General features: G+C 60.9%; 20 protein-coding genes. 16 read left to right on the top strand and 4 right to left on the bottom strand.

Translation table 11 applies throughout. The features are described 5' to 3' along the window. Positions 1-86: 86 nt before the first annotated feature. Both HU718_RS22500 and HU718_RS22495 read right to left on the bottom strand, forming a co-directional pair. Entirely contained in the window at positions 87-494 is a 408-nt protein-coding gene (locus HU718_RS22500) for a PA2817 family protein (protein ID WP_039760212.1), read from the bottom strand. 74 nt (positions 495-568) lie between these two features. After that, entirely contained in the window at positions 569-3,016 is a 2,448-nt protein-coding gene (locus HU718_RS22495; protein ID WP_186613743.1) for an acyl-CoA dehydrogenase, read from the bottom strand. A 248-nt stretch (positions 3,017-3,264) separates the two neighbouring features. On the opposite strand from HU718_RS22495, the gene HU718_RS22490 reads away from it, so the two are divergent. From HU718_RS22490 to HU718_RS22475, 4 genes are all read left to right on the top strand, one after another. After that, complete coding sequence (locus HU718_RS22490; protein ID WP_186613745.1) at positions 3,265-3,924, top strand: transglutaminase-like domain-containing protein; 660 nt, start codon at positions 3,265-3,267, stop codon at positions 3,922-3,924. A gap of 43 nt (positions 3,925-3,967) precedes the next feature. Further along, the gene (locus HU718_RS22485) at positions 3,968-4,591 is read left to right on the top strand and encodes a glutathione S-transferase family protein (RefSeq protein ID WP_186613747.1); all 624 of its coding nucleotides are present in this window, start codon (positions 3,968-3,970) and stop codon (positions 4,589-4,591) included. A gap of 123 nt (positions 4,592-4,714) precedes the next feature. After that, entirely contained in the window at positions 4,715-5,647 is a 933-nt protein-coding gene (locus tag HU718_RS22480) for an ABC transporter ATP-binding protein (RefSeq protein ID WP_150731190.1), read from the top strand. Continuing rightward, on the top strand, positions 5,644-6,423 hold the full coding sequence (locus tag HU718_RS22475; RefSeq protein ID WP_007908200.1) for an ABC transporter permease: 780 nt from the start codon (positions 5,644-5,646) through the stop codon (positions 6,421-6,423). Before HU718_RS22480 ends, HU718_RS22475 begins: the two co-directional genes overlap by 4 nt. Positions 6,424-6,570: 147 nt before the next feature. On the opposite strand, the gene HU718_RS22470 is transcribed toward HU718_RS22475, so the two are convergent. Further along, on the bottom strand, positions 6,571-7,089 hold the full coding sequence (locus HU718_RS22470; protein ID WP_007908202.1) for a DUF2062 domain-containing protein: 519 nt from the start codon (positions 7,087-7,089) through the stop codon (positions 6,571-6,573). Positions 7,090-7,225: 136 nt separating this feature from the next. Here HU718_RS22470 and HU718_RS22465 point away from each other — a divergent pair, with 136 nt between their 5' ends. The 12 genes from HU718_RS22465 (at position 7,226) to HU718_RS22410 (ending at position 18,754) form a co-directional block, all read left to right on the top strand. Continuing rightward, entirely contained in the window at positions 7,226-9,460 is a 2,235-nt protein-coding gene (locus tag HU718_RS22465; protein ID WP_186613749.1) for a DNA internalization-related competence protein ComEC/Rec2, read from the top strand. A 101-nt stretch (positions 9,461-9,561) separates the two neighbouring features. Next, a complete protein-coding gene (locus tag HU718_RS22460) occupies positions 9,562-10,197 on the top strand; it encodes a MotA/TolQ/ExbB proton channel family protein (RefSeq protein WP_038364506.1) in 636 nt (211 codons plus the stop codon). Further along, on the top strand, positions 10,194-10,622 hold the full coding sequence (locus HU718_RS22455; protein WP_007908223.1) for an ExbD/TolR family protein: 429 nt from the start codon (positions 10,194-10,196) through the stop codon (positions 10,620-10,622). The genes HU718_RS22460 and HU718_RS22455 overlap by 4 nt, the downstream gene beginning before the upstream one ends. Then, positions 10,622-11,632: a tetraacyldisaccharide 4'-kinase gene (lpxK, locus tag HU718_RS22450; protein ID WP_186613750.1), complete on the top strand. Its 1,011-nt coding sequence runs from the start codon at positions 10,622-10,624 to the stop codon at positions 11,630-11,632. Before HU718_RS22455 ends, lpxK begins: the two co-directional genes overlap by 1 nt. A 21-nt stretch (positions 11,633-11,653) precedes the next feature. Beyond that, positions 11,654-11,839, top strand: a complete 186-nt coding sequence (locus HU718_RS22445; protein WP_003174668.1) for a Trm112 family protein — start codon at positions 11,654-11,656, stop codon at positions 11,837-11,839. Then, positions 11,836-12,600 (top strand): 3-deoxy-manno-octulosonate cytidylyltransferase, encoded by a 765-nt coding sequence (gene kdsB, locus HU718_RS22440; RefSeq protein WP_186613752.1) that lies wholly within the window; start codon positions 11,836-11,838, stop codon positions 12,598-12,600. The genes HU718_RS22445 and kdsB overlap by 4 nt, the downstream gene beginning before the upstream one ends. Further along, positions 12,600-13,064: a low molecular weight protein-tyrosine-phosphatase gene (locus HU718_RS22435; RefSeq protein ID WP_186613754.1), complete on the top strand. Its 465-nt coding sequence runs from the start codon at positions 12,600-12,602 to the stop codon at positions 13,062-13,064. The genes kdsB and HU718_RS22435 overlap by 1 nt, the downstream gene beginning before the upstream one ends. Beyond that, positions 13,061-14,080, top strand: coding sequence for a UDP-N-acetylmuramate dehydrogenase (gene murB / locus HU718_RS22430; protein ID WP_186613756.1), 1,020 nt, complete (start codon positions 13,061-13,063; stop codon positions 14,078-14,080). Before HU718_RS22435 ends, murB begins: the two co-directional genes overlap by 4 nt. A 312-nt stretch (positions 14,081-14,392) precedes the next feature. After that, the gene (locus tag HU718_RS22425) at positions 14,393-14,863 is read left to right on the top strand and encodes a (2Fe-2S)-binding protein (protein WP_186613759.1); all 471 of its coding nucleotides are present in this window, start codon (positions 14,393-14,395) and stop codon (positions 14,861-14,863) included. Beyond that, positions 14,860-17,181, top strand: a complete 2,322-nt coding sequence (locus HU718_RS22420; protein ID WP_186613760.1) for a xanthine dehydrogenase family protein molybdopterin-binding subunit — start codon at positions 14,860-14,862, stop codon at positions 17,179-17,181. The genes HU718_RS22425 and HU718_RS22420 overlap by 4 nt, the downstream gene beginning before the upstream one ends. Beyond that, entirely contained in the window at positions 17,181-18,161 is a 981-nt protein-coding gene (locus HU718_RS22415) for an XdhC family protein (RefSeq protein WP_186613763.1), read from the top strand. The genes HU718_RS22420 and HU718_RS22415 overlap by 1 nt, the downstream gene beginning before the upstream one ends. Further along, a complete protein-coding gene (locus HU718_RS22410) occupies positions 18,158-18,754 on the top strand; it encodes a nucleotidyltransferase family protein (RefSeq protein ID WP_186613765.1) in 597 nt (198 codons plus the stop codon). The genes HU718_RS22415 and HU718_RS22410 overlap by 4 nt, the downstream gene beginning before the upstream one ends. Before the next feature lie 269 nt (positions 18,755-19,023). Here HU718_RS22410 and rne read toward each other — a convergent pair whose 3' ends face one another. Next, on the bottom strand, positions 19,024-22,263 hold the full coding sequence (gene rne / locus HU718_RS22405; protein ID WP_186613767.1) for a ribonuclease E: 3,240 nt from the start codon (positions 22,261-22,263) through the stop codon (positions 19,024-19,026). Positions 22,264-22,608: the final 345 nt, after the last annotated feature.

The raw sequence follows: 22,608 nt of genomic DNA, 5'->3' as shown, positions 1-22,608 counted from the left end.
TCGGCAGCTCCTACAGGGGATTGCGTGAGTCCACTGTAGGAGCTGCCGAAGGCTGCGATCTTTTGATTTTCAACCAAACAGTTAAATCAGTGCTTGCTGTCCTGAGCGGACATCGCCAGCAGCTGTTTTTCCTGATTCCAGTCGAACGGTTCGTCGTTCTGTTCAGCTTCGTAACGGCGCTCTTCCAGGGCCTGATACAGGTCGATCTCTTCATCGGACAGGTAGTGCAGGCAGTCACCGGCGAAGAACCACAGCAGATCGCGCGGGATCAGGTGGGCGATCTGCGGGTAACGGCTAATCACTTGAGTCAGGATGTCCTGGCCCAGGTACTGGCTTTCGATCGGATCGATCGGCAGCGATGCGAGCAGTTCGTCGAAGCGCTCCAGGAACAGGGCATGGCTTTCTTCGGGAACCTGTTCGGCCTCACCTACGGCGACCAGGATGCTGCGCAGGTGGTCGAGCAAAACAAGATGATCGGCAACGACGTTGGACACGAGATAAGTCCTCAAGAGCAAAACGGGCGCGGGAGTATAAAGCTCCTGCGCCCTCTTGGACATGCTTGTCAGGATCAGCGGACTTTGCCCTCTGCCAGCATCAACTCCTCTTTGTCGAAATCATCGACATCGATCACCTTGCGTCGCGCCGCTTCGGCATCGCGCAGACTCTGCGCTTCCACCGGTTGCAATACTCCAGCTTCAAGCGCGGCATCGATGGCGTGTTCGCCCGCGACCGGTTTGACCTGACCGCTTTTCAGCGAGGTGTGCAGTTTTTTGTGCAACGGCTGCGCGGCATTCAGCAGATCGCTGGCGTGTTGCAGCGCGCCGACGGCATCGTCTGCCGACTGCGGGCGATAACAACCGGCAAGCAGTTCTTCCAGCGCCGGATCACCCTTGGCGCGACCAATGATGCCAGCCACTTCGGCGCCGAGTTTGTCCGACGGGCCTTTGTGACGACGACCGAACGGGAAGACGATGGCTCGCAACAGACAACCGAACACTTTGTTCGGGAAGTTGCGCAGCAACTCATCCAGTGCCCGCTCCGATTGGCCGAGGCTTTCTTCCATCGCCCAACGGAATAGCGGTTCCATGTAGGCCGGCGAATCCAGATCGTGATAACGCTTGAGCGCGGCAGAGGCCAGATACAGGTTGCTCAACACATCACCCAAACGTGCCGACAGACGTTCACGACGTTTCAGTTCGCCGCCGAGCAGCATCATGCTGAAGTCGGCGAGCATGGCGAACGCCGCCGCCTGACGATTGAGTGCACGGAAGTATCCCTGACTGATCTTGTCGCCCGGCGCGTGTTCGAAGTGACCGAAACCGAGGTTCAGCACCAGCGTGCTGGCCGCGTTGCTTACGGCGAAACCGATGTGTTTGAGCAGCAGGCCATCGAACTCTTTCAGCGCCTGATCCTTGTCCTCACGCCCCGCCAGCGCCATTTCCTTGAGCACAAATGGATGGCAGCGAATCGCGCCCTGACCGAAGATCATCAGGTTGCGCGAGAGGATGTTCGCGCCCTCCACGGTGATGAAGATCGGCGCACCGTTCCAGCTGCGCCCGAGGTAGTTGTTCGGGCCCATGATGATCGCCTTGCCGCCGTGCACATCCATGGCGTGGCTGATGCACTCACGGCCGCGTTCGGTGAGGTGGTATTTGAGGATCGCCGACAGCACCGAGGGTTTCTCGCCGAGATCCACCGCGTTAGCCGTGAGCATCCGCGCCGCGTCCATCATCCACGCGTTGCCGCCGATGCGCGCCATGGCCTCCTGAATACCTTCGAACGCCGACAGCGGCACGTTGAATTGCTCACGAATCTGCGCGTACTGGCCAGTGACCAGACTGGTGAATTTCGCCGCGCCGGTACCGACGGCTGGCAACGAAATCGAACGGCCGACCGACAGGCAGTTCATCAGCATCATCCAGCCCTTGCCGAGCATTTCCTGACCGCCAATAAGGAAGTCCAGCGGGATGAACACATCCTTGCCGGAATTCGGGCCGTTCATGAATGCCGCGCCCAATGGCAGGTGGCGACGACCGATTTCCACACCGGCGGTATCGGTCGGGATCAGTGCCAGGCTGATGCCGAGGTCTTCCTTGTCGCCCAGCAGATGTTCCGGGTCGTAGGCCTTGAAAGCCAGGCCGAGGAGGGTAGCGACCGGGCCGAGGGTGATGTAGCGTTTTTCCCAGTTCAGGCGCAGGCCGATGACTTCCTGACCTTCCCACTGACCTTTGCAGATGATCCCGGTGTCGGGCATCGCCCCGGCATCGGAACCCGCGAGCGGGCCGGTGAGGGCAAAGCACGGAATGTCATCGCCCCGGGCCAGACGCGGCAGGTAGTGATTGCGTTGTTCGTCGGTGCCGTAATGCAGCAGCAGTTCGGCCGGGCCGAGTGAGTTCGGCACCATGACAGTGGAGGCGAGGTCACCGCTGCGGGTGGCCAGTTTCATTGCCACTTGCGAGTGCGCGTAAGCAGAAAAGCCTTTGCCGCCGAATTCTTTCGGAATGATCAGGGCAAAAAAACCGTGTTCCTTGATGTGCGTCCAGGCTTCCGGGGGAAGGTCCATCGACTGGCCGATCTGCCAGTCAGTGACCATTGCGCAAAGCTCTTCGGTCGGGCCGTCGATGAACGCTTGTTCTTCTTCGCTCAGTTGCACCTTCGGATAGGCCAGCAGTTTGTCCCAGTCCGGACGGCCGCTGAACAGCTCGCCATCCCACCAGACGGTACCGGCATCGATCGCGTCGCGTTCGGTCTGCGACATCGGCGGCAGGGTTTTCTGGAACCAGTTGAACAGCGGCGCAGTGAAATGTTTGCGGCGCAGGTCAGGCAGCACCAACGGTGCGGCGACCACCGCCAGCAAGATCCACAACACCGCCAATAACCAGCCCGGCGCATGACTGAAAATACCCATCGCCAGCAGGTAGACGGCAACGATGCCCAGCGCTGGCAGCGGGGCGATGCGCCGGTGGGCGAGATACGCCACGCCGACGATCAAAACCAGTATCCACAACAACAGCATATTCAGTCCTCCGTGAACCAAGGCAAATCGACCCTCCAGAGCTTAGACGGCATCTGTAAAAGCGGGTGGTCAGACCAAGGTGATTGAAATCGTGGGAAACCCCGGATGGTTTTCGTAGGTTCGGTGGGCAACACGCGTGGGAAATCGTTCGCCGATCCCGCGTCTTTGCGTCCAAGTTTGGCCGAAACGTCGTTATCTCTGTGCTGAAGCTGTCGCTAGACTCGGGGCTCACCCAGGAGGTTGTCGTCATGCACGAGTATCTGAGTCCCGGCCGCTTCATCGATAGTGACCACCCGGCGGTGGTGGAGTTCGCCGAACAACATCGGGGTGCTAGCCGCGATCCGCTCGAGCAGGCGATCAGTCTTTATTACGCCGTGCGTGAGGCGGTGCGTTACAACCCGTACACCTTCAGCCGCGATCCGCAGACCTTGCGCGGCAGCTATGCGTTGGCGACGGGGGAGAGTTATTGCGTACCGAAAGCCACGCTGCTGGCGGGCTGCGCGCGGCATTGCGGGATCCCGGCGCGGATCGGTCTGGCCGATGTGCGCAATCACCTGTCGACCCCGCGCCTGCTTGAACTGCTGAAGAGCGACATGTTCGCCATGCACGGTTACACCGAGCTGTTCCTCAATGATCGCTGGGTCAAGGCAACACCGGCGTTCAATCAGCAACTGTGTGAGTTGTTCAACGTCGCTCCGTTGGAATTCGATGGCATCAACGACAGCGTTTTTCATCCGTTCAACCGTGACGGGGCGCAGTTGATGGAGTATCTGGTCGATCACGGTCAATTCGCCGATGTGCCGGAAACGTTCTTCTTCGAGCATCTGCAAAAGTGCTATCCGCATCTGTTCACTGATCTGCAGCCGGCATTGCTCGGCGATATGCAGAGTGATTTGAGCCGTACCTGATCCGGCGTATGCTGCCTGCCCACTCATTTGAAAAGAGGCGGTCATGCTGAAGATCTGGGGACGGAAAAACTCATCGAATGTCAGGAAGCCATTGTGGGCCGCCGAGGAACTCGGTCTGGCTTACGAGGCGATTGATGCCGGTGGCGCATTCGGCGTCGTCGACACACCCGAGTACCGGGCGATGAACCCGAACGGCCGGGTGCCGGTGATCGAGGACGACGGTTTTATGCTGTGGGAATCCAACGCCATCGTTCGCTATCTGCTGGCCAGGCATGCGCCCGACAGCAACTGGTATTCGGCCGATCCACGAGCTCGCGCCATCGCCGACAAATGGATGGACTGGACCACGTCGAGTTTTGCCGGCCCCTTCCGCACAGTGTTCTGGGGTGTCCTGCGCACGCCGGCGGACAAGCAGGACTGGACGGCCATCAACGCAGCGATCAAGGAATGCAGCGAGCTGCTCAACATGGCCGATCAGGCGCTCGCCAGCCAACCTTACCTGTCTGGTGAAGAAATCGGCATGGGCGACATTCCACTGGGCAGTTTCATTTATGCCTGGTTCGAGATGCCCATCGAACGCGCCCCGCAAGCGCATCTGCAAGCCTGGTACGAGCGCCTGAAGCAGCGTCCGGCCTACCAGAAAGCCGTCATGACCGCGTTGACTTAATACCTACTATCGACACACTTGACTGTACTTGTACGGCGGCGGCAAGCACCATTGCGCACTTGCGCTGCGGTTCGATCCTTCGCCGCCGTCTCCTTTTTCCCTTCAATGGTGCGTAAATCAGATATGAGTTCCGCTCTGTCCATCCGGCAGCTAACCAAAACCTACGGCAACGGGTTCCAGGCCTTGAGTGGTATCGATCTGGACGTCGCCGAAGGTGACTTTTTCGCCTTGCTCGGCCCCAACGGTGCCGGCAAATCCACGACCATCGGCATTCTCTCGACCCTGGTGAACAAGACCAGCGGCACGGTGAATATCTTCGGTCATGACCTGGACAAGAATCCTGCGCAGCTCAAGCGCTCGATCGGCGTGGTGCCGCAGGAATTCAACTTCAACCAGTTTGAAAAGACCTTCGACATCGTCGTCACTCAGGCCGGTTACTACGGCATTCCGGCGAAGATCGCCAAGGAACGCGCCGAGCAGTACCTGACGCAATTGGGCCTGTGGGACAAACGCGATGTGCCGTCGCGTTCGTTGTCCGGTGGTATGAAGCGGCGTCTGATGATTGCCCGTGCGCTGGTGCATGAACCGCGTCTTTTGATCCTCGATGAACCGACCGCAGGCGTCGACATCGAGCTGCGCCGCTCGATGTGGACGTTCCTCACCGAGCTGAACCAGAAAGGCATCACCATCATCCTCACCACGCACTATCTGGAGGAGGCTGAGCAGTTGTGCCGCAACATCGGCATCATCGACCACGGCACCATCGTCGAGAACACCAGCATGAAACAATTGCTGGGCCAGTTGCACGTGGAAACCTTCCTGCTGGACCTGAAAAACGACTTGAACGCCGCGCCGCAATTGCTCGGCTATCCGGCCCGGTTGATCGACGGGCACACTCTCGAAGTCCAGGTCGACAAATCCATGGGCATCACGGCGTTGTTCACCCAGTTGGCGCAGCAGAACATCGAAGTATTGAGCCTGCGTAACAAAACCAATCGCCTCGAGGAGCTGTTCGTGTCCCTGGTCGAGAAAAATCTGTCGAAGGTGGCGGTATGAGTTCCGAATTCCGTCCCAACCTCGTCGCCCTGCAGACCATTGTTTACCGCGAGGTCAAACGCTTCACGCGGATCTGGCCGCAAACGCTGCTGCCGCCGGCGATCACCATGGTTCTGTACTTCGTGATTTTCGGCAATCTGATCGGTCGCCAGATAGGCGACATGGGTGGCTTCACTTACATGGAGTACATCGTGCCGGGGCTGATCATGATGTCGGTGATCACCAACTCCTATGGCAACGTGGTCTCGAGTTTCTTCGGCAGCAAGTTCCAGCGCTCCATCGAAGAGCTGATGGTCTCGCCGGTGTCGCCGCACACGATTCTGATCGGCTTCACCATTGGCGGCGTGTTGCGGGGTCTGATGGTCGGCGTGATCGTGACGATTCTGTCGCTGTTCTTCACCCATTTGCAGGTGCATCACCTCGGCGTGACCATCCTCGTGGTAGTACTGACGGCGACGATCTTCTCGCTGCTGGGCTTTATCAACGCCGTGTTTGCGCGCAACTTCGATGATATTTCGATCATCCCGACTTTTGTGCTGACGCCGCTGACGTACCTGGGCGGGGTGTTCTACTCGATCACGCTGCTGCCGCCGTTCTGGCAGACCGTGTCGCTGGCCAACCCGGTACTGCACATGGTCAACGCTTTCCGTTACGGCATTCTGGGTGTTTCGGATATCCGCATCGGCATCGCGATCACCTTTATGCTGGTGGCGACGGTGGTGTTGTATCTCGGTTGTGCGCGGTTGCTGGTGAGTGGGCGCGGGATGCGTACCTGATCCAGAACCGCATCGACTTCTTCGCGAGCAGGCTCGCTCCCACAAGGGATCTTCGGTACAACAAAGATCCAATGTGGGAGCGAGCCTGCTCGCGAATACAGACGCCACAAATCAAAACGGCCTCCCACTGCGGAGGCCGTTTTGCATTCAGCGCATGCGGCTTTTCTTGCGCCGCGCCCATTGCCGCGCGACCCACCAGCGCCAATACATCATCACCAGACAGTAGGCGAGGGCGCCAAGCACCAGCCCTACCACCACCGAGCCGAGCAGAAACGGCTGCCACAACGTCGACAATTCGCCGCTGATCCATTCCCAGGTCAGCTCATCCGGAAGATGCCGGGCGGGCACGTCCATCAAAAACGCCCCGGCCTGATAAGTGCAGAAAAACACCGCCGGCATGGTGATTGGATTGGTCAGCCACACCAGGCTGACTGCAATCGGCATGTTCCCCCGCACCATGACGGCGAGTGCGGCGGCCACCAGCATCTGCGCCGGAATCGGCAGGAATGCGGCGAACAGGCCGACCGCCATCGCCCGTGCGACCGAGTGACGATTGAGGTGCCAGAGGTTCGGGTCATGCAGCAACTTGCCGAGAAAGCGTAAGGATTTGTGTTCCCTGATGCTCGTCGGGTCGGGCATGTAACGTTTGAATAAGCGCCGGGGCATAAGGCTTCTCGGTCGGTTAAGGCGGCAAGTATGTCTGGATTCTACGAAGCGCCCATTCAGACTTTGTGACAATTGTTGACGACGCCCGTGCCCGACACCCGCTATGCCTAAGCGTAGGACTCTCAAGGACGGGCTTATGCGCACAGGGATGATGGCGCTCGCAGTCGGTCTGCTGGCCCCGGTTTTTATGTCGGCATTACCGCCGGTCTGGTTGATGCTGTTATTGCCGGTCGTGGCTTTGATGTTGCTGCCGTTTCGCAGCTATCCGTTGGCGTTTTTGCTGTTTGGCTTCACGTGGGCCAGTGTCGGTGCGCAGTGGGCGTTGAATGATCGCTTGCCGGCCGGGCTGGATGGCGAAACCCGGTGGGTTGAAGGGCGGGTGATCGGCTTGCCGCAGAATAGCGACGGCGTGGTGCGTTTCGAATTGGCTGATGCGCTCTCCCGTCACGAAAAACTGCCACCGCTGATGCGCCTGGCCTGGTACGGCGGGCCGCCGGTCAACAGCGGCGAGCGCTGGCGTCTGGCGGTCAAGCTCAAGCGTGCGGGTGGTTTGCTCAATCCAGACGCTTTCGATTACGAGGCGTGGCTACTGGCGCAACGCATCGGTGCGACCGGCACGATCAAGGACGGCCAACGCCTGAGCGAGGCACGCTGGGCCTGGCGCGACAGTATTCGGCAGCGTTTGCTCGAGGTGGACGCACAGGGGCGGGCCGGGGCATTGGCGGCGCTGGTGCTGGGCGATGGCTCGGGGCTCAGTCGCGAGGACTGGCAGATTCTGCAGGACACCGGCACCGTGCACTTGTTGGTGATTTCCGGCCAGCACATCGGCTTGCTGGCGGCGTTGATGTACATGCTGGTCGCCGGCTTGGCCCGCTTTGGCCTGTGGCCGCTGCGCTGGCCCTGGCTGCCGTGGGCCTGCGGCCTGGCATTAGCGGCTGCGCTCGGTTATGGCCTCCTTGCCGGTTTCGACGTACCGGTACAGCGCGCCTGCGTGATGGTCGGGCTGGTGCTGTTGTGGCGCCTGCGCTTTCGCCATCTCGGTGCGTGGTGGCCGTTGCTGCTGGCGTTCAATGCGGTGCTTTTGCTCGATCCCCTGGCCAGCCTGCGCCCCGGCTTCTGGTTGTCCTTTACGGCCGTAGCAGTGTTGATTTTTACCTTTGGTGGCCGCTTGGGTGGGTGGCGTTGGTGGCAAACCTGGACGCGGGCGCAATGGTTGATAGCCATCGGTCTGTGCCCGGTGTTGCTGGCACTGAATCTGCCGATCAGCCTGAGCGGGCCATTGGCAAATCTGTTGGCGGTGCCTTGGGTCAGCCTCGTGGTGTTGCCGCCGGCACTGCTCGGCACGCTGATGTTACCGGTGCCGCATGTCGGGGAAGGTCTTTTGTGGCTGGCCGGCGGTTTGATCGACGCGCTGTTTCGCGCTTTGGCGGTGATTGCCGGGCAGTGGCCGGCATGGACAGCCGCCGCCGTGCCGGGCTGGGTCTGGTTGCTCGGCAGCCTCGGTGCCGTGTTGTTGCTGTTGCCGCGCGGCGTGCCGATGCGTGCGCTGGGCTGGCCATTGCTGTTGCTATTGGTTGTGCCGCCACGCGAGCGCCTGGATGAAGGGGTGGCCGATATCTGGCAACTCGATGTTGGTCAAGGCCTGGCCATCCTGATCCGCACCCGTCATTACGCGCTGCTGTATGACGCCGGGCCGCGTTTTGGCGATTTCGATCTCGGCGAGCGGGTGGTGCTGCCCGCATTGCGCAAACTCAATGTGGAAAAACTCGATTTGATGCTGCTCAGCCATGCGGACGCCGATCACGCTGGCGGCGCTTTGGCGATCACTCGTGGTTTGACCGTCGATCAAGTGATCAGCGGTGACCCGGCGGGACTGCCTGCGCAGTTGGGTGCCGAAGCCTGCGCTAGTGGGCAGCAATGGCAATGGGACGGCGTGCGTTTTCAACTCTGGCAGTGGGCGGACGCTCACGACAGCAATCAGCGTTCCTGCGTATTGCAGATCGAGGCCAATGGTGAGCGACTGCTGCTGACCGGCGACATCGACAGCCATGCCGAACGCGTGCTGCTCGACGGTTCACTGGCCGTGCCGACGCAATGGCTGCAAGCGCCTCATCATGGCAGCCGCAGTTCATCGTCGATGGCGCTGCTCAAAGTCTTGAAGCCGGAGTCTGTGCTGATCTCGCGAGGCCATGGCAACTCCTTTGGCCATCCCCACCCAACCGTGCTGGCGCGTTACCGCAAACTGGGCCTGCACATTTACGACAGCGCCGAGCAGGGCGCCATTCATCTGCAACTGGGCCGCTTCAAACCGCCGTGGACGATGCGTCAACAGCGGCGTTTCTGGCGCGATCCGCCGGCACTCGCCCGTTGATCGGTGCCAGCATGGATGCCACATCACGGTCGTCGGGGCGGCGGGTCTTAATCGCGGATCGGTATGGTAAAGTGGCGCACTTTTTCGAGGGGACTGTCACTGTGTGGGAATTGGTCAAATCCGGCGGCTGGATGATGTTGCCGATTATTCTGAGCTCCATCGCGGCCATGGCGATCGTCGCCGAGCGCCTGTGGACCCTGCGCGCCAGTCGCGTCACCCCCGAGCATCTGTTGGGTCAGGTCTGGGTCTGGATCAAGGACAAGCAGCTCAATAAAGAAAAACTCAAGGAATTGCGCGCCAATTCGCCGCTGGGGGAAATCCTCGCGGCGGGCCTGGCCAACTCCAAACATGGTCGCGAGATCATGAAAGAGTGCATCGAAGAGGCCGCCGCCCGCGTTATTCACGAGCTCGAGCGCTACGTTAACGCGCTGGGCACGATTGCCGCCATGTCGCCGTTGCTCGGTCTGCTGGGCACCGTGTTAGGCATGATCGACATTTTCAGCGCCTTCACCGGTTCCGGCATGACCACCAATGCCTCGGTATTGGCCGGTGGTATTTCCAAAGCGCTGATCACCACCGCTGCAGGCCTGATGGTCGGTATCCCGGCAGTGTTCTTCCACCGGTTCCTGCAACGCCGCATTGATGAACTGGTGGTGGGCATGGAGCAGGAAGCGATCAAACTGGTTGAAGTGGTGCAGGGCGACCGTGACGTCGATCTGGCCGAGGGCCGGGTGTGAAATTCCGTCGCAAGCCTCGGGAAACCATCGACATCAACCTCGCGTCGCTGATCGACGTGGTGTTCATTTTGCTGCTGTTTTTTGTCGTGACCACCACGTTCACTCGCGAAACCCAGTTGCGCGTTGACCTGCCGGAGGCGGTCAGCGGCTCCCCGGCCGAAGACCAGCAGCTCAAGCAGATCGACGTGGCCATCAGCGCCGAAGGCGTGTTTTCGGTGAACAACAAGATTCTGCCGAAGAACGATCTGGCGACATTGATGGAAGCCATGCAGAAAGAGTCCAACGGCGATACCAACATGCCGTTGTCGATCAGTGCTGACGGCAAGACGCAGCATCAATCCGTGATCACCGCCATGGACGCGGCCGGCAAGCTCGGTTTCAGCCATCTGCGCATGACCACGGTCGAGGCGGCGCCCAAATCCTGATGAGCCTGTCCGATCGTTTGCTCGCCGCGTGGTATCAGGGGCACCCGGCCCTGACGCTGCTGCGGCCGCTGGAAATGTTGTATCGCCGCGTGGTGGTGGGTAAACGCCAGCGCTTTCTCGATGGCGAAGGCGAGATTTATCAGTCGCCGGTGCCGTTGATCGTGGTTGGCAATATCACTGTGGGAGGCACCGGCAAGACGCCGATGATTCTCTGGTTGATCGAACATTGCCGACGCAGCGGTTTGCGTGTCGGCGTGGTCAGCCGTGGCTACGGTGCCAAACCACCACAGCTGCCGTGGCGTGTTGAGGCCGATCAAACCGCCGATATCGCCGGCGACGAACCGCTGCTGATCGTCCAGCGCACCGGCGTGCCGCTGATGATCGACCCCGATCGCAGCGCCGCCGTCAAAGCCTTGCTCGCCAGCGAACCGCTGGATCTGATCCTCTCCGATGACGGCATGCAGCACTATCGTCTGGCGCGGGATCTGGAGCTGGTGTTGATCGACGCCGCTCGCGGCCTCGGCAACAAGCGTTGCCTGCCCGCCGGGCCTTTGCGCGAGCCGATCGAACGCCTGCAAAGCGTCGACGGCGTGCTGTTCAACGGTGCCACCGAAGATCGCGACGACGGTTTCGCTTTTCGTCTGCAACCCACCGCGCTGGTCAATCTGCGCAGTGGCGAGCGCAAATCGCTCGAGCATTTTCCGCCGGGTCAGAGCGTCCACGCCGTCGCCGGGATCGGCAATCCGCAACGTTTCTTCAATACCCTCGAAGCGCTAGACTGGCGCGCAGTCCCCCATGCGTTTGCCGACCACGCTGAATACAGCATGCAGGCCTTGAATTTCACACCGTCATTGCCATTGGTGATGACCGAAAAGGACGCGGTGAAGTGCCGTGCCTTCGCTGCTGCCGACTGGTGGTATCTGGCGGTCGATGCCGTGCCGTCGCCGGCCTTCGTGGCCTGGTTCGACACACAGCTGATGCGCCTGTTGCCCGATCGGCTTTTGCCTTAACTCATTTATCAGGGAAAGTTCATGGACACCAAATTGCTCGACATCCTCGCGTGCCCGATCTGCAAAGGCCCGCTCAAGCTCAGCGCCGACAAGACCGAACTGATCAGCAAGGGCGCCGGTCTGGCGTACCCGATCCGCGACGGCATCCCGGTGATGCTCGAAAGCGAAGCCCGCACCCTGACCACCGACGAGCGCCTGGATAAATGACCACTGCCTTCACCGTTGTCATCCCGTCGCGTTACGCCTCGACCCGCTTGCCGGGCAAACCGCTGCTGGATATCGCCGGCAAGCCGATGATCCAGCACGTCTGGGAACAGGCGAGCAAAAGCAGCGCCACTCGTGTGGTGGTTGCCACTGACGATGCGCGCATCGTCGAGGCCTGCCAGGCCTTTGGCGCCGAAGTGGTGCTGACCCGTGAAGACCACAATTCCGGCACCGATCGTCTGGCCGAAGTCGCGGCGAAATTGGGTCTTGAGCCCGACGCGATCGTGGTCAACGTGCAGGGCGACGAGCCACTGATCCCACCGAGCGTGATCGATCAGGTTGCCGCCAATCTGGCCGCCCACACCGAAGCGCGCATGGCCACGCTGGCCGAGCCGATTGAGGACGTGGAAACCCTGTTCAACCCGAACGTGGTCAAGGTCGTTAGCGACCTCCACGGTCTGGCGCTGACCTTCAGCCGTGCCACTTTGCCGTGGGCGCGCGATGCCTTTGCCAAGAGCCGTGAGCAATTGCCCGAAGGTGTGCCGTACCGTCGTCACATCGGCATTTATGCCTACCGCGCCGGTTTCCTCCAGGACTTCGTCAGCTGGGGCCCGTGCTGGCTGGAAAACACTGAATCGCTCGAACAACTGCGTGCCCTGTGGCATGGCGTGCGGATTCATGTCGCCGATGCGCTGATCGCACCGCCAACCGGCGTCGACACCGTCGAAGACCTCGAGCGCGTTCGTCGCCTGCTGGGGGCCTGATGCGCGTTCTGTTTGTGTGCCTGGGCAACATTTGCCGTTCGCCCACCGCTGAAGGCGTGTTGCGGCACAAACTGCGTGAAGCGGGGCTGGCCGATCAGGTCGAAGTGGCCTCCGCCGGCACCGGTGACTGGCATGTCGGCAACCCGCCGGACAAACGCAGCCAGGCCGCCGCCAGAGTTCGCGGCTATGACCTGTCGGCGCAACGCGCGCAGCAGGTCAGCCGTGCCGATTTCGCCAGTTATGACCTGATTTTGGCGATGGACAACAGTAACCTGCGCAACCTCAAGGCGTTGCAGCCGTCCACCGGTAAAGCCGAGCTGGACCTGTTTCTGCGCCGCTATGCCGGGCTGGTCGATGAAGTGCCGGATCCGTATTACGACGGCGATCAGGGTTTCGAGCAGGTGCTGGATCTGATCGAAGCGGCTTGCGACCAATTGTTGATCGAAGTGAAGGGCCGGTTATGAGTTTGCAGGTGCAACCGCAGGTTTCCCTGAAACCGTTCAACAGTTTTGGCGTGGATGTGCGCGCGCAACTGTTCGCCGAAGCTCACAGCGATGCCGATGTCCGTGAAGCGCTGGCGTATGCCACCGAGCACGACGTGCCGTTGCTGGTGATCGGTGGTGGCAGCAATTTGCTGCTGACTGCCGACATTGCGGCGTTGGTGCTGCGCATGGCCACCCGTGGCATCCGCGTGATCAGCGATGACGGCGACCGTGTGGTGATCGAAGCTGAAGCCGGCGAGCCTTGGCATCCGTTTGTGCAATACACGCTGGCGCAGGGTTTTTCCGGACTGGAAAACCTCAGCCTGATTCCCGGCACCGTCGGCGCTGCGCCAATGCAGAACATCGGTGCCTACGGTGTCGAGATCAAGGATGTATTTGCCGGGCTCACCGCGCTGGATCGCCAGACCGGCGAACTACGCGACTTTACACTCGAAGAATGCAACTTCGCCTACCGCGACAGCCTGTTCAAGCAGCAGCCTGGGCGTTGGTTGATTCTGCGCGTGCGCTTCAAACTGGATCGCGTCGCGCACCTGCATCTGGAATACGGCCCGGTGCGCCAGCGCCTGACCGAGCAGGGCATCGAGCAGCCGACGCCGACCGATGTCAGTCGCGCGATTTGCAGCATCCGCAGTGAAAAACTGCCGGACCCGACGGTGCTCGGCAATGCCGGCAGCTTCTTCAAGAATCCGCTGGTATCGGCGGCCGTCGTCGCGCAAATCAAAACGCAGCACCCGGACGTGGTGGCATACGCGCAACCGGACGGGCAGATGAAACTGGCTGCTGGCTGGTTGATCGAGCGCGCCGGCTGGAAAGGTTTCCGTGAGGCCGATGCCGGCGTGCATAAATTGCAGGCGCTGGTGTTGGTCAACTACGGCGCCGCGACCGGTCTGCAATTGCTCGATCTGGCGCAACGCATCCAGAAAGACATTGCCGAACGTTTCAATGTCGAGCTGGAAATGGAGCCCAATCGGTATTGAAGCAGCGGCGAGCTTCAAGCTTCTAGCAGCAAGCTACAATCTTGATGGTGAGCCAGCTACTGCATTTACTTGCAGCTTGTAGCTAAAAGCTCATAACTGAAAAGCCCTGTCTCAGCAGGGCTTTTTCGTTAATGCTGGGTTAACTTAGCGAGCTAACGATAACCGTTATTTGCTCCACCAAAGGCCCGGTGCAGACGTTCGCGTCGGCACAAGAGAGCCTGATTAGCCTGAGTCGATCTGCGTGAACCACCGCCGATTCAATGGCGGCAGATTGCTCGACCCCATAACCACTAAAAATATGCGGGCGTGCCCATGATTACCCTGAAACTCAACGGTCAAAACCATCCCCTCGATGTCACTGAAGACATGCCGCTGTTGTGGGCGATTCGTGATGTCGCCGGTTACAACGGCACCAAATTCGGCTGCGGCATGGGTCTGTGCGGCGCGTGCACCATTCATATCGATGGCTTGCCGGCGCGCAGTTGCATCACGCCGATCGGTTCGGTGGTCGGCCAGAACGTCACCACCATCGACAACCTGCACGCTGACCCGGTCGGCCAGGTGGTCCAGCAAGCCTGGCTCGACACGGCTGTAGCGCAATGCGGTTTCTGTCAGGGCGGGCAAATCATGTCGGCCACTGCATTGCTCAAGACCAATCCGAATCCGAGCGACGAGCAGATCGAAGAAGCCATGGTCGGCAACATTTGCCGCTGCGGCACCTATAACCGGATCAAAACCGCTATCCGTCAGGCGTCCACGCATCTGAAGGAGGCGAAAGCATGAGCCGACTTCCGAATGATTTCGCCCTTGGCAATTTGAGTCGTCGCGGTTTCCTCAAGGGCGTCGGCGCCACCGGTGCGCTGGTGCTGGCGGCGAGTTGGGGCTGGCAGGATGCGTTGGCCGAAGAAAAACCGAAACAGTTCGGCGCCGACGGCATGCCCAACGGCTGGATTGATGATCCGAAGGTCTACGTCAGCATCGCCGCCGACGGCACGGTCACCGTGGTGTGCAACCGTTCCGAGATGGGCCAGGGCGTGCGCACCAGTCTGACCATGGTCGTTGCCGATGAGCTGGAAGCCGACTGGGCCCAGGTCAAAGTGCAGCAGGCGCCGGGTGATGAAGTTCGCTTCGGCAATCAGGATACCGACGGCTCGCGCAGCATGCGTCACTGGTACGAGCCGATGCGGCGTTGCGGCGCGGCGGCGCGGACGATGCTCGAACAAGCGGCGGCCGCGCAGTGGAAAGTGCCGGTCGGCGAATGCCACGCGCAGTTGCACAAAGTCATCCATAAACCGTCCGGTCGTGAGCTCGGCTATGGCGAACTCGCCGCCGCAGCCAGTGCGTTGCCAGTACCAGCGCGTGACAGTCTGCGCCTCAAGCAGCCGTCGGAGTTTCGCTACATCGGCAAGGAAGGCAGCAAAGCCATCGACGGCGCCGACATCGTCAACGGTCGTGCGGTGTTTGGCGCCGATGTGCATTTCGATGGCATGTTGTACGCGACCATCGCCCGTCCGGCGGTTTACGGCGGCAAGGTCAAATCAGTGGATGACAGCGCCGCACTGAAAGTCCCCGGCGTGCTCAAAGTGCTGCAGATCGAAAGTCGGCCGCTGCCTTCGGAGTTTCAGCCGTTGGGTGGCGTGGCAGTCGTCGCCAGCAATACCTGGGCGGCGATCAAGGGCCGCGAAGCGCTGAAAATCGAATGGGATGACGGCCCGAACGCCAGTTACGACTCGATTGCTTATCGCAAGGAACTGGAAGCCGCCTCGCTGAAACCCGGCAAAGTGGTGCGCAACACCGGCGATATCGACAAGGCCCTGAGCGGCGCCGCGAGTACGCTCGAAGCGTCGTACTATCTGCCGCATCTGGCACAGTCGCCGATGGAGCCAATGGTCGCCATCGCCCGTTACAAGGACGGCGTTTGCGAAGCGTGGGCGCCGAGTCAGGCGCCGCAAGTCACCCGCGAGCGCATTGCCGAGCGTCTTGGGCTGCCGTTCGACAATGTCACCTTCAACGTCACCTTGCTTGGCGGTGGTTTCGGCCGCAAATCGAAACCGGACTTCGTCGTTGAAGCAGCGATTCTCGCCAAAGAGTTTCCCGGCAAAGCCGTGCGGGTGCAGTGGACGCGTGAGGATGACATCCACAACTCGTATTTCCACACCGTGTCCGCCGAGTATTTGAAGGCTGGCGTCGGCAAGGACGGCATGCCGTCCGGCTGGTTGCATCGGACCGTGGCACCGAGCATCACTGCGTTGTTCGCGCCGGGCATGAACCATGAAGCAGCATTCGAGCTGGGCATGGGTTTCACCAACATGGCCTACGCGATTCCCAATGTGCGCCTGGAAAACCCCGAGGCGTCCGTGCACACGCGGGTTGGCTGGTATCGCTCGGTGTCGAACATTCCCCACGGTTTCGCGATCCAGAGTTTCGTCGATGAGCTGGCACACAAGGCCGGCGAAGATCCGCTCAAGTACCAGATCAAACTGCTCGGCGCGGACCGGCAGATCGACCCGCGTACCTTGAGCGAAGAGTGGAACTACGGTGAATCTCCCGAGCGGTACCCGATCGACACCGGACGCATGCGCACCGTGCTGGAAACTGCCGCCAAGGCTGCCGGTTGGGGGCGCAAACTGCCTAAGGGTCGGGGTCTTGGCCTGGCGGTGCACTACAGCTTCGTCACCTATGTGGCAGCGGTGATTGAAGTCGAGGTCAAAGACGACGGCACGCTGATCGTCCACAAGGCTGATATTGCCGTCGATTGCGGGCCGCAGATCAACCCCGAGCGCATTCGCTCGCAGTTCGAAGGCGCTTGTGTGATGGGCCTGGGCAATGCCGTGCTGGGGGAAATCAGCTTCAAGGACGGCAAAGTGCAGCAGGACAATTTCCACATGTACGAAGTGGCGCGCATGTCGCTGGCACCGAAGGAAGTCGCCGTGCATCTGGTGACGCCACCGGGCGACGTGCCCTTGGGCGGTGTCGGCGAACCGGGCGTGCCACCGATTGCTCCGGCCTTGTGTAACGCGATCTTCGCCGCCACCGGCAAGCGTATTCGCAACCTGCCGGTGCGCTATCAGTTGCAGGGCTGGCAGAAGGCGGAGGCCTGATGGACAGCGTCGACCTCAACGTCCTGCGCAGTGTCCTCGAGTGGCGCCGCGCCGGACAGCGGGTGGTGCTGTTCAGCGTGGTGCAGACCTGGGGCACGGCGCCGCGTGCGCCTGGCGCCATGTTGGCGTTGCGCGAGGATGGCGTGGTGATTGGTTCGGTGTCGGGCGGGTGTGTCGAGGATGACTTGATCGCCCGTCTGCACGACGGCCGCATCGCCACCGACGGGCCGCCGGTGCAGTTGATTACTTATGGCGTCACGCGAGAGGAGGCGGCGCGCTTTGGCTTGCCTTGCGGCGGTACGTTGCGCCTGACCGAAGAGCGCGTTGGCGATCCGGCGTGGGTCGCTGAATTGCTGGCCCGTTGCGAGGCCCACGAGATTGTCGCTCGCGAATTGAACATCGACACCGGTGAAGTGCTTCTGTCACCAGCGAGCAAAAGCGATGCGCTGGAATTCGATGGCAAAACCCTGCGCGCCATTTACGGTCCGCGCTGGCGTCTGCTGTTGATCGGCGCAGGCCAGTTGTCGCGCTACGTCGCGGACATGGCGCGACTGCTGGATTTCGAAGTGCTGATCTGCGACCCGCGTACCGAGTTTGTCTACGGCTGGGAAGAGCATCACGGTCGCTTCGTCCCGGGCATGCCGGATGACGCGGTGTTGAGCATCCAGACCGATGAGCGCACAGCAATTGTCGCGTTGACTCACGATCCGCGTCTGGATGACATGGCGCTGCTCACGGCGCTTGATTCTCCGGCCTTCTATGTCGGCGCTCTCGGCTCTCGAGTCAACAGCCAGAAGCGCCGGGAAAATCTCGCTCAGCTAGGCTTGTCGGTACAGGCGATCGGTCGGCTGCATGGTCCGATCGGTTTGCACATTGGCAGTCATTCGCCGGCGGAAATTGCCTTGTCCTTGCTGGCAGAGATCGTCGCGATCAAGAACGGTGTCGAGCTGAAGCAGAAGAAAACACTGGAGGACGCATGAGTCGATCCATTGCGGTAATTGTGCTGGCTGCAGGCGAGGGCAGCCGCTTTCGCCAGGTGGCAGGTGCCGACAAAGACAAGTTGCTGGCGGACTGCACCGGGCGTGATGGCGCGGTGCGTTCGGTGATCGAGCAGGTGTTGGTGAATCTGCCGGCCGATCTTGATAAGCGTCTGTTGGTGGCGACTGAGGCGCGGCCACAGGCGATGCGCATGGCGCAGGCTTATGGCTGTGACGTGGTCTCGATCGAGTCGACCGGGATGGGTGACAGCATTGCCGCTGGTGTCGCCGCTTGTACGGACGCCGATGGCTGGTTGATTGTGCTTGGAGACATGCCGTTTATCCTGTCGTCGACGATTGAGCGGGTGGTCGCGGCCATTGCAGATGATGCGGTGAGCGTGCCGGTGCAGGATGGCGAGTTTGGCCATCCGGTGGGGTTTGGGCGGTCGTTTGGTTTGGGGTTGCAGGGGTTGAGCGGCGATCGTGGGGCTCGGCCTTTGTTCAAGCAGGGTAGGGTGGTGGAGATTGCCGTCGATGACCCAGGTGTGCTGTGGGATATCGATGTGCCTGAGGCTTTGGTTTTTGCCTCGTCTTGAGATCTGTGTGAATCCTTAGAAGCCCTCACCCTAACCCTCTCCCAGAGGGAGAGGGGACTGACCGAGGTGTTCTTTCAAGGTACACCGACCTGAAACTTCGAGTCGAACTCCGGCCTTGAAGCACACGGAGATCGGCTCCCTTTCCCCCTCGCCCCGTGGGGAGAGGGCTGGGGTGAGGGGGTTGGATCTAGAATCCACCACAAAAATTCGATGCATAAAAAAGCCCCGCCAGGCTTTCACCGGGCGGGGCTTTTTAACGGCTTTGGAAATTACACGAGTGGTTTAGGCTCGTGCTCTTTTTCCTCGGCCTCCTGGTGTTGCTCGACCGCGTCCTGAACGGAGCGTGGTGCTTCAGCAATCACCGCTTCGACAACCGCTTCTTCAGCGACCGGGGCAGGCGCTGCCTCGACCACTTCAGCAACAGGAGCAGCAGCGGCGGCCAGTTCGGCTTCCTTCTGCAGACGCTCTTCTTCACGCTTGCGACGACGCACTTCACGCGGGTCGTTTGGCGCGCGGCCGCTTGGCGTCAGGGCGCTGACTGGAGCCGGTGCTTCAACCACTGGAGCTGGCGCTTCGGCAACGACAGGTGCTTCGACAACCGGTGCTGGTTCAGCAACGACCACTGGCTCGGCAACTTTGCTCTCTTCAACCACAGGAGCTTCTACCGCAGGCGCTTCGACCACTGGCTTTTCAACAACCGGTGCTTCAACCACTGGCGCTGGTGTTTCAGCAACAGCCGGCTCGGCAACCCAGTTGAAAGCGGTCTGCTCTTCGCGAACTTCACGCACGGTTTCGGTCACGGTTTCAGCGACGGTTTCAACAGCCGGCTCGGCAACCACGGCTGGTGCAGGCTCAACCTGAGGCAGCGTTTCCTGAACCGGAGCCACCTCGACTTCCGGAGCAGCAACTACTTCAACTGGCGTAGTGGCTTCAACAACCGGCGCTTCCACTGCCGCAGTTTCCTGCACAGCAGCGGTTGCGCGTTCTGCTTGCTCGTGGGCTTGAGCTTCGGCCGGAGCGCTGATCACGCTGCTGGCAACAGCGGCGGTGACAGCCAGGCCAGCAGCCAGATCGGCAGTGCTTGGCTCTTCAGCGTTTTCGCCGGCTTCGGATTCTTCCGAACCTTCGATCACGTTGCCGTTGGCATCACGCTGACGCTCACGACGGTTGCTGCGACGACGCTGACCGCGCGAACGACGACGTGGACGATCGCCTTCGGCGTTCTCCGAACCGTCTTCCGGCAGTTGCTCTTCGTTGCTGTTCACTTCTTCTTCAGCGACGGCAGCAGCGGCCTGTTCGGCGCGCGGTTGACGCTCTTCACGCGGCGGACGCGGTGCGCGCTCTTCACGTGGCTGACGGGCCGGACGCTCTTCAGCGGTAACGGCTGCGGTGTCTGCAGTCACTGGAGCGGCGTCCAGTGGCTCGCGCAGTTCACGTACACGCTCTTCACGCTCGCCACGTGGCTTGCGATCTTCACGCGGAGCACGCGGTGCACGTTCTTCACGCGGTGCACGTGGCGCGCGTTCTTCACGAGCGGCCGGTGCAGCTTCGGTACGGGCTTCACGAGGCTCGCGAACTTCACGGGCTTCACGTGGAGCACGCTCTTCACGCGGCTCACGCGGGGCGCGTTCTTCACGTGGCGCACGTTCTTCGCGCGGCTTGCGTTCTTCATCGCGGCGACCGTTACGGTTACGGCTCTGCTGACGACCGTTGCGACGCTCTTCATTACGGGCCGGACGTTCGCTGGCTGGTTTTTCAACCACAACCGGAGCGGCTGGCTCTTCTTTGGTGGCGAACAGGCTGACCAGCGATTTCACCAGGCCTTTGAACAGGCTTGGCTCTGGTGCAGCAACTGGAGCCGGTGCCGGAGCGGCAGGTGCGGCGACTTCGGTCGGAACCGGAGCGTTGGCACGGGCCGGAGCAGTCTTGACCGCGGCTTCCTGGCGAACCAGGGTGCGGGTCGCGGCGGCTGGCTGGACTTCTTCGACTTCGGCAGCGGCAGCAGCGATTTCGTAGCTGGACTGGTTGGTCGCGGCTTCCGGGCTGTCATCACGCAGACGCTGAACTTCGAAGTGCGGCGTTTCGAGGTGATCGTTCGGCAGAATGATGATGCGGGCACGGGTGCGCAGTTCGATCTTGGTGATCGAGTTGCGTTTTTCGTTGAGCAGGAAGGCTGCGACCGGAATCGGCACTTGGGCGCGGACTTCTGCGGTGCGGTCTTTCAGGGCTTCTTCTTCGATCAGGCGCAGGATCGCCAGCGACAGCGATTCAACGTCACGGATGATGCCGGTGCCGTTGCAACGCGGGCAGACGATGCCGCTGCTTTCGCCCAGGGATGGACGCAGGCGCTGACGGGACATTTCCAGCAGGCCGAAGCGCGAGATGCGGCCGATCTGCACGCGGGCGCGGTCGGCTTCCAGGCATTCGCGGACTTTCTCTTCCACGGCGCGCTGGTTCTTGGCAGGGGTCATGTCGATGAAGTCGATGACGATCAGGCCGCCGATGTCGCGCAGGCGCAACTGACGGGCGATTTCTTCGGCGGCTTCAAGGTTGGTCTGCAGAGCGGTTTCTTCGATGTCGCTGCCTTTGGTGGCGCGCGCCGAGTTGATGTCGATGGACACCAGGGCTTCGGTCGGATCGATGACGATGGAGCCGCCGGAAGGCAGTTCAACGACGCGCTGGAAAGCGGTCTCGATCTGGCTTTCGATCTGGAAACGGTTGAACAGCGGCACGCTGTCTTCGTACAGCTTGATCTTGCTGGCGTACTGCGGCATTACCTGGCGGATGAAGGTCAGGGCTTCGTCCTGGGCTTCAACGCTGTCGATCAGCACTTCGCCGATGTCCTGGCGCAGGTAATCGCGGATGGCGCGGATGATCACGTTGCTTTCCTGATAGATCAGGAACGGCGCGGAGCGATCCAGCGAGGCTTCTTTGATGGCGGTCCACAGTTGCAGCAGGTAATCGAGGTCCCACTGCATTTCTTCGCTGCTGCGGCCAAGGCCGGCAGTGCGCACGATCAGACCCATGTCGGCCGGTGCAACCAGGCCGTTCAGCGCTTCACGCAGTTCGTTGCGCTCTTCGCCTTCGATGCGACGGGAAATGCCGCCGGCACGCGGGTTGTTCGGCATCAGCACGAGGTAACGACCGGCCAGGCTGATGAAGGTGGTCAGGGCTGCGCCCTTGTTGCCACGTTCTTCTTTTTCGACCTGAACGATGACTTCCTGGCCTTCGCTCAGAACGTCCTTGATGTTGACGCGGCCTTCAGGGGCTTTCTTGAAGTATTCGCGGGAGATTTCTTTGAGGGGCAGGAAGCCGTGGCGCTCGGAGCCGAAATCGACAAAGGCAGCCTCAAGGCTTGGTTCGATGCGAGTGATGCGGCCTTTATAGATGTTGGCCTTCTTCTGCTCGCGTGCACCGGATTCGATGTCCAGGTCGTAGAGGCGTTGGCCATCTACCAGTGCAACACGCAACTCTTCGGGTTGAGTTGCGTTAATCAGCATTCTTTTCATGTAGTACCGTCGGTTTCCGGGCTGCCGGAAACGGCGTTCGGCACACACGACTTCTCACGGTCGGTGTCAGGTGCGTCGGGAGTGGTTGGCCATTCCCGTGTCCAGCGATATGCGGCCAATTGGGCCGATACAGCGACGTACGCGTCCTGCTTGCTGTGGCTACTTAAGCACTCAGTCAGGAGGAGGAATCAACCGGCGGCTGTGGACGAGATGAAGCGTCTTGATAAAGCCTATTGCTACACAGTCCAGCGGTTGTGCATCTCCACCCTACACGTATCCCTGATAATTCGGGTGCTGCCGCGCGCAGAATCCGCAGCGGGTTGGCATTTACCGTGAGCTCCGAAA

It is taken from the genome of Pseudomonas tensinigenes (assembly GCF_014268445.2).
Lineage (GTDB): Bacteria > Pseudomonadota > Gammaproteobacteria > Pseudomonadales > Pseudomonadaceae > Aquipseudomonas > Aquipseudomonas tensinigenes.
Note: the sequence above shows the minus strand (reverse complement) of the source record. Positions and strands in the feature narration are given on the sequence as shown.

What these genes read in the sequence shown, in the direction of transcription:
- HU718_RS22495 (WP_186613743.1), bottom strand. Translation starts at nt 3,016, where the DNA reads ATGCTGTTGTTGTGGATACTGGTTTTGATCGTCGGCGTGGCGTATCTC.
- HU718_RS22490 (WP_186613745.1), top strand. Translation starts at nt 3,265, where the DNA reads ATGCACGAGTATCTGAGTCCCGGCCGCTTCATCGATAGTGACCACCCG.
- HU718_RS22485 (WP_186613747.1), top strand. Translation starts at nt 3,968, where the DNA reads ATGCTGAAGATCTGGGGACGGAAAAACTCATCGAATGTCAGGAAGCCA.
- HU718_RS22480 (WP_150731190.1), top strand. Translation starts at nt 4,715, where the DNA reads ATGAGTTCCGCTCTGTCCATCCGGCAGCTAACCAAAACCTACGGCAAC.
- HU718_RS22475 (WP_007908200.1), top strand. Translation starts at nt 5,644, where the DNA reads ATGAGTTCCGAATTCCGTCCCAACCTCGTCGCCCTGCAGACCATTGTT.
- HU718_RS22470 (WP_007908202.1), bottom strand. Translation starts at nt 7,089, where the DNA reads ATGCCCCGGCGCTTATTCAAACGTTACATGCCCGACCCGACGAGCATC.
- HU718_RS22465 (WP_186613749.1), top strand. Translation starts at nt 7,226, where the DNA reads ATGCGCACAGGGATGATGGCGCTCGCAGTCGGTCTGCTGGCCCCGGTT.
- lpxK (WP_186613750.1), top strand. Translation starts at nt 10,622, where the DNA reads ATGAGCCTGTCCGATCGTTTGCTCGCCGCGTGGTATCAGGGGCACCCG.
- HU718_RS22445 (WP_003174668.1), top strand. Translation starts at nt 11,654, where the DNA reads ATGGACACCAAATTGCTCGACATCCTCGCGTGCCCGATCTGCAAAGGC.
- kdsB (WP_186613752.1), top strand. Translation starts at nt 11,836, where the DNA reads ATGACCACTGCCTTCACCGTTGTCATCCCGTCGCGTTACGCCTCGACC.
- HU718_RS22435 (WP_186613754.1), top strand. Translation starts at nt 12,600, where the DNA reads ATGCGCGTTCTGTTTGTGTGCCTGGGCAACATTTGCCGTTCGCCCACC.
- murB (WP_186613756.1), top strand. Translation starts at nt 13,061, where the DNA reads ATGAGTTTGCAGGTGCAACCGCAGGTTTCCCTGAAACCGTTCAACAGT.
- HU718_RS22425 (WP_186613759.1), top strand. Translation starts at nt 14,393, where the DNA reads ATGATTACCCTGAAACTCAACGGTCAAAACCATCCCCTCGATGTCACT.
- HU718_RS22420 (WP_186613760.1), top strand. Translation starts at nt 14,860, where the DNA reads ATGAGCCGACTTCCGAATGATTTCGCCCTTGGCAATTTGAGTCGTCGC.
- HU718_RS22415 (WP_186613763.1), top strand. Translation starts at nt 17,181, where the DNA reads ATGGACAGCGTCGACCTCAACGTCCTGCGCAGTGTCCTCGAGTGGCGC.
- HU718_RS22410 (WP_186613765.1), top strand. Translation starts at nt 18,158, where the DNA reads ATGAGTCGATCCATTGCGGTAATTGTGCTGGCTGCAGGCGAGGGCAGC.
- rne (WP_186613767.1), bottom strand. Translation starts at nt 22,263, where the DNA reads ATGAAAAGAATGCTGATTAACGCAACTCAACCCGAAGAGTTGCGTGTT.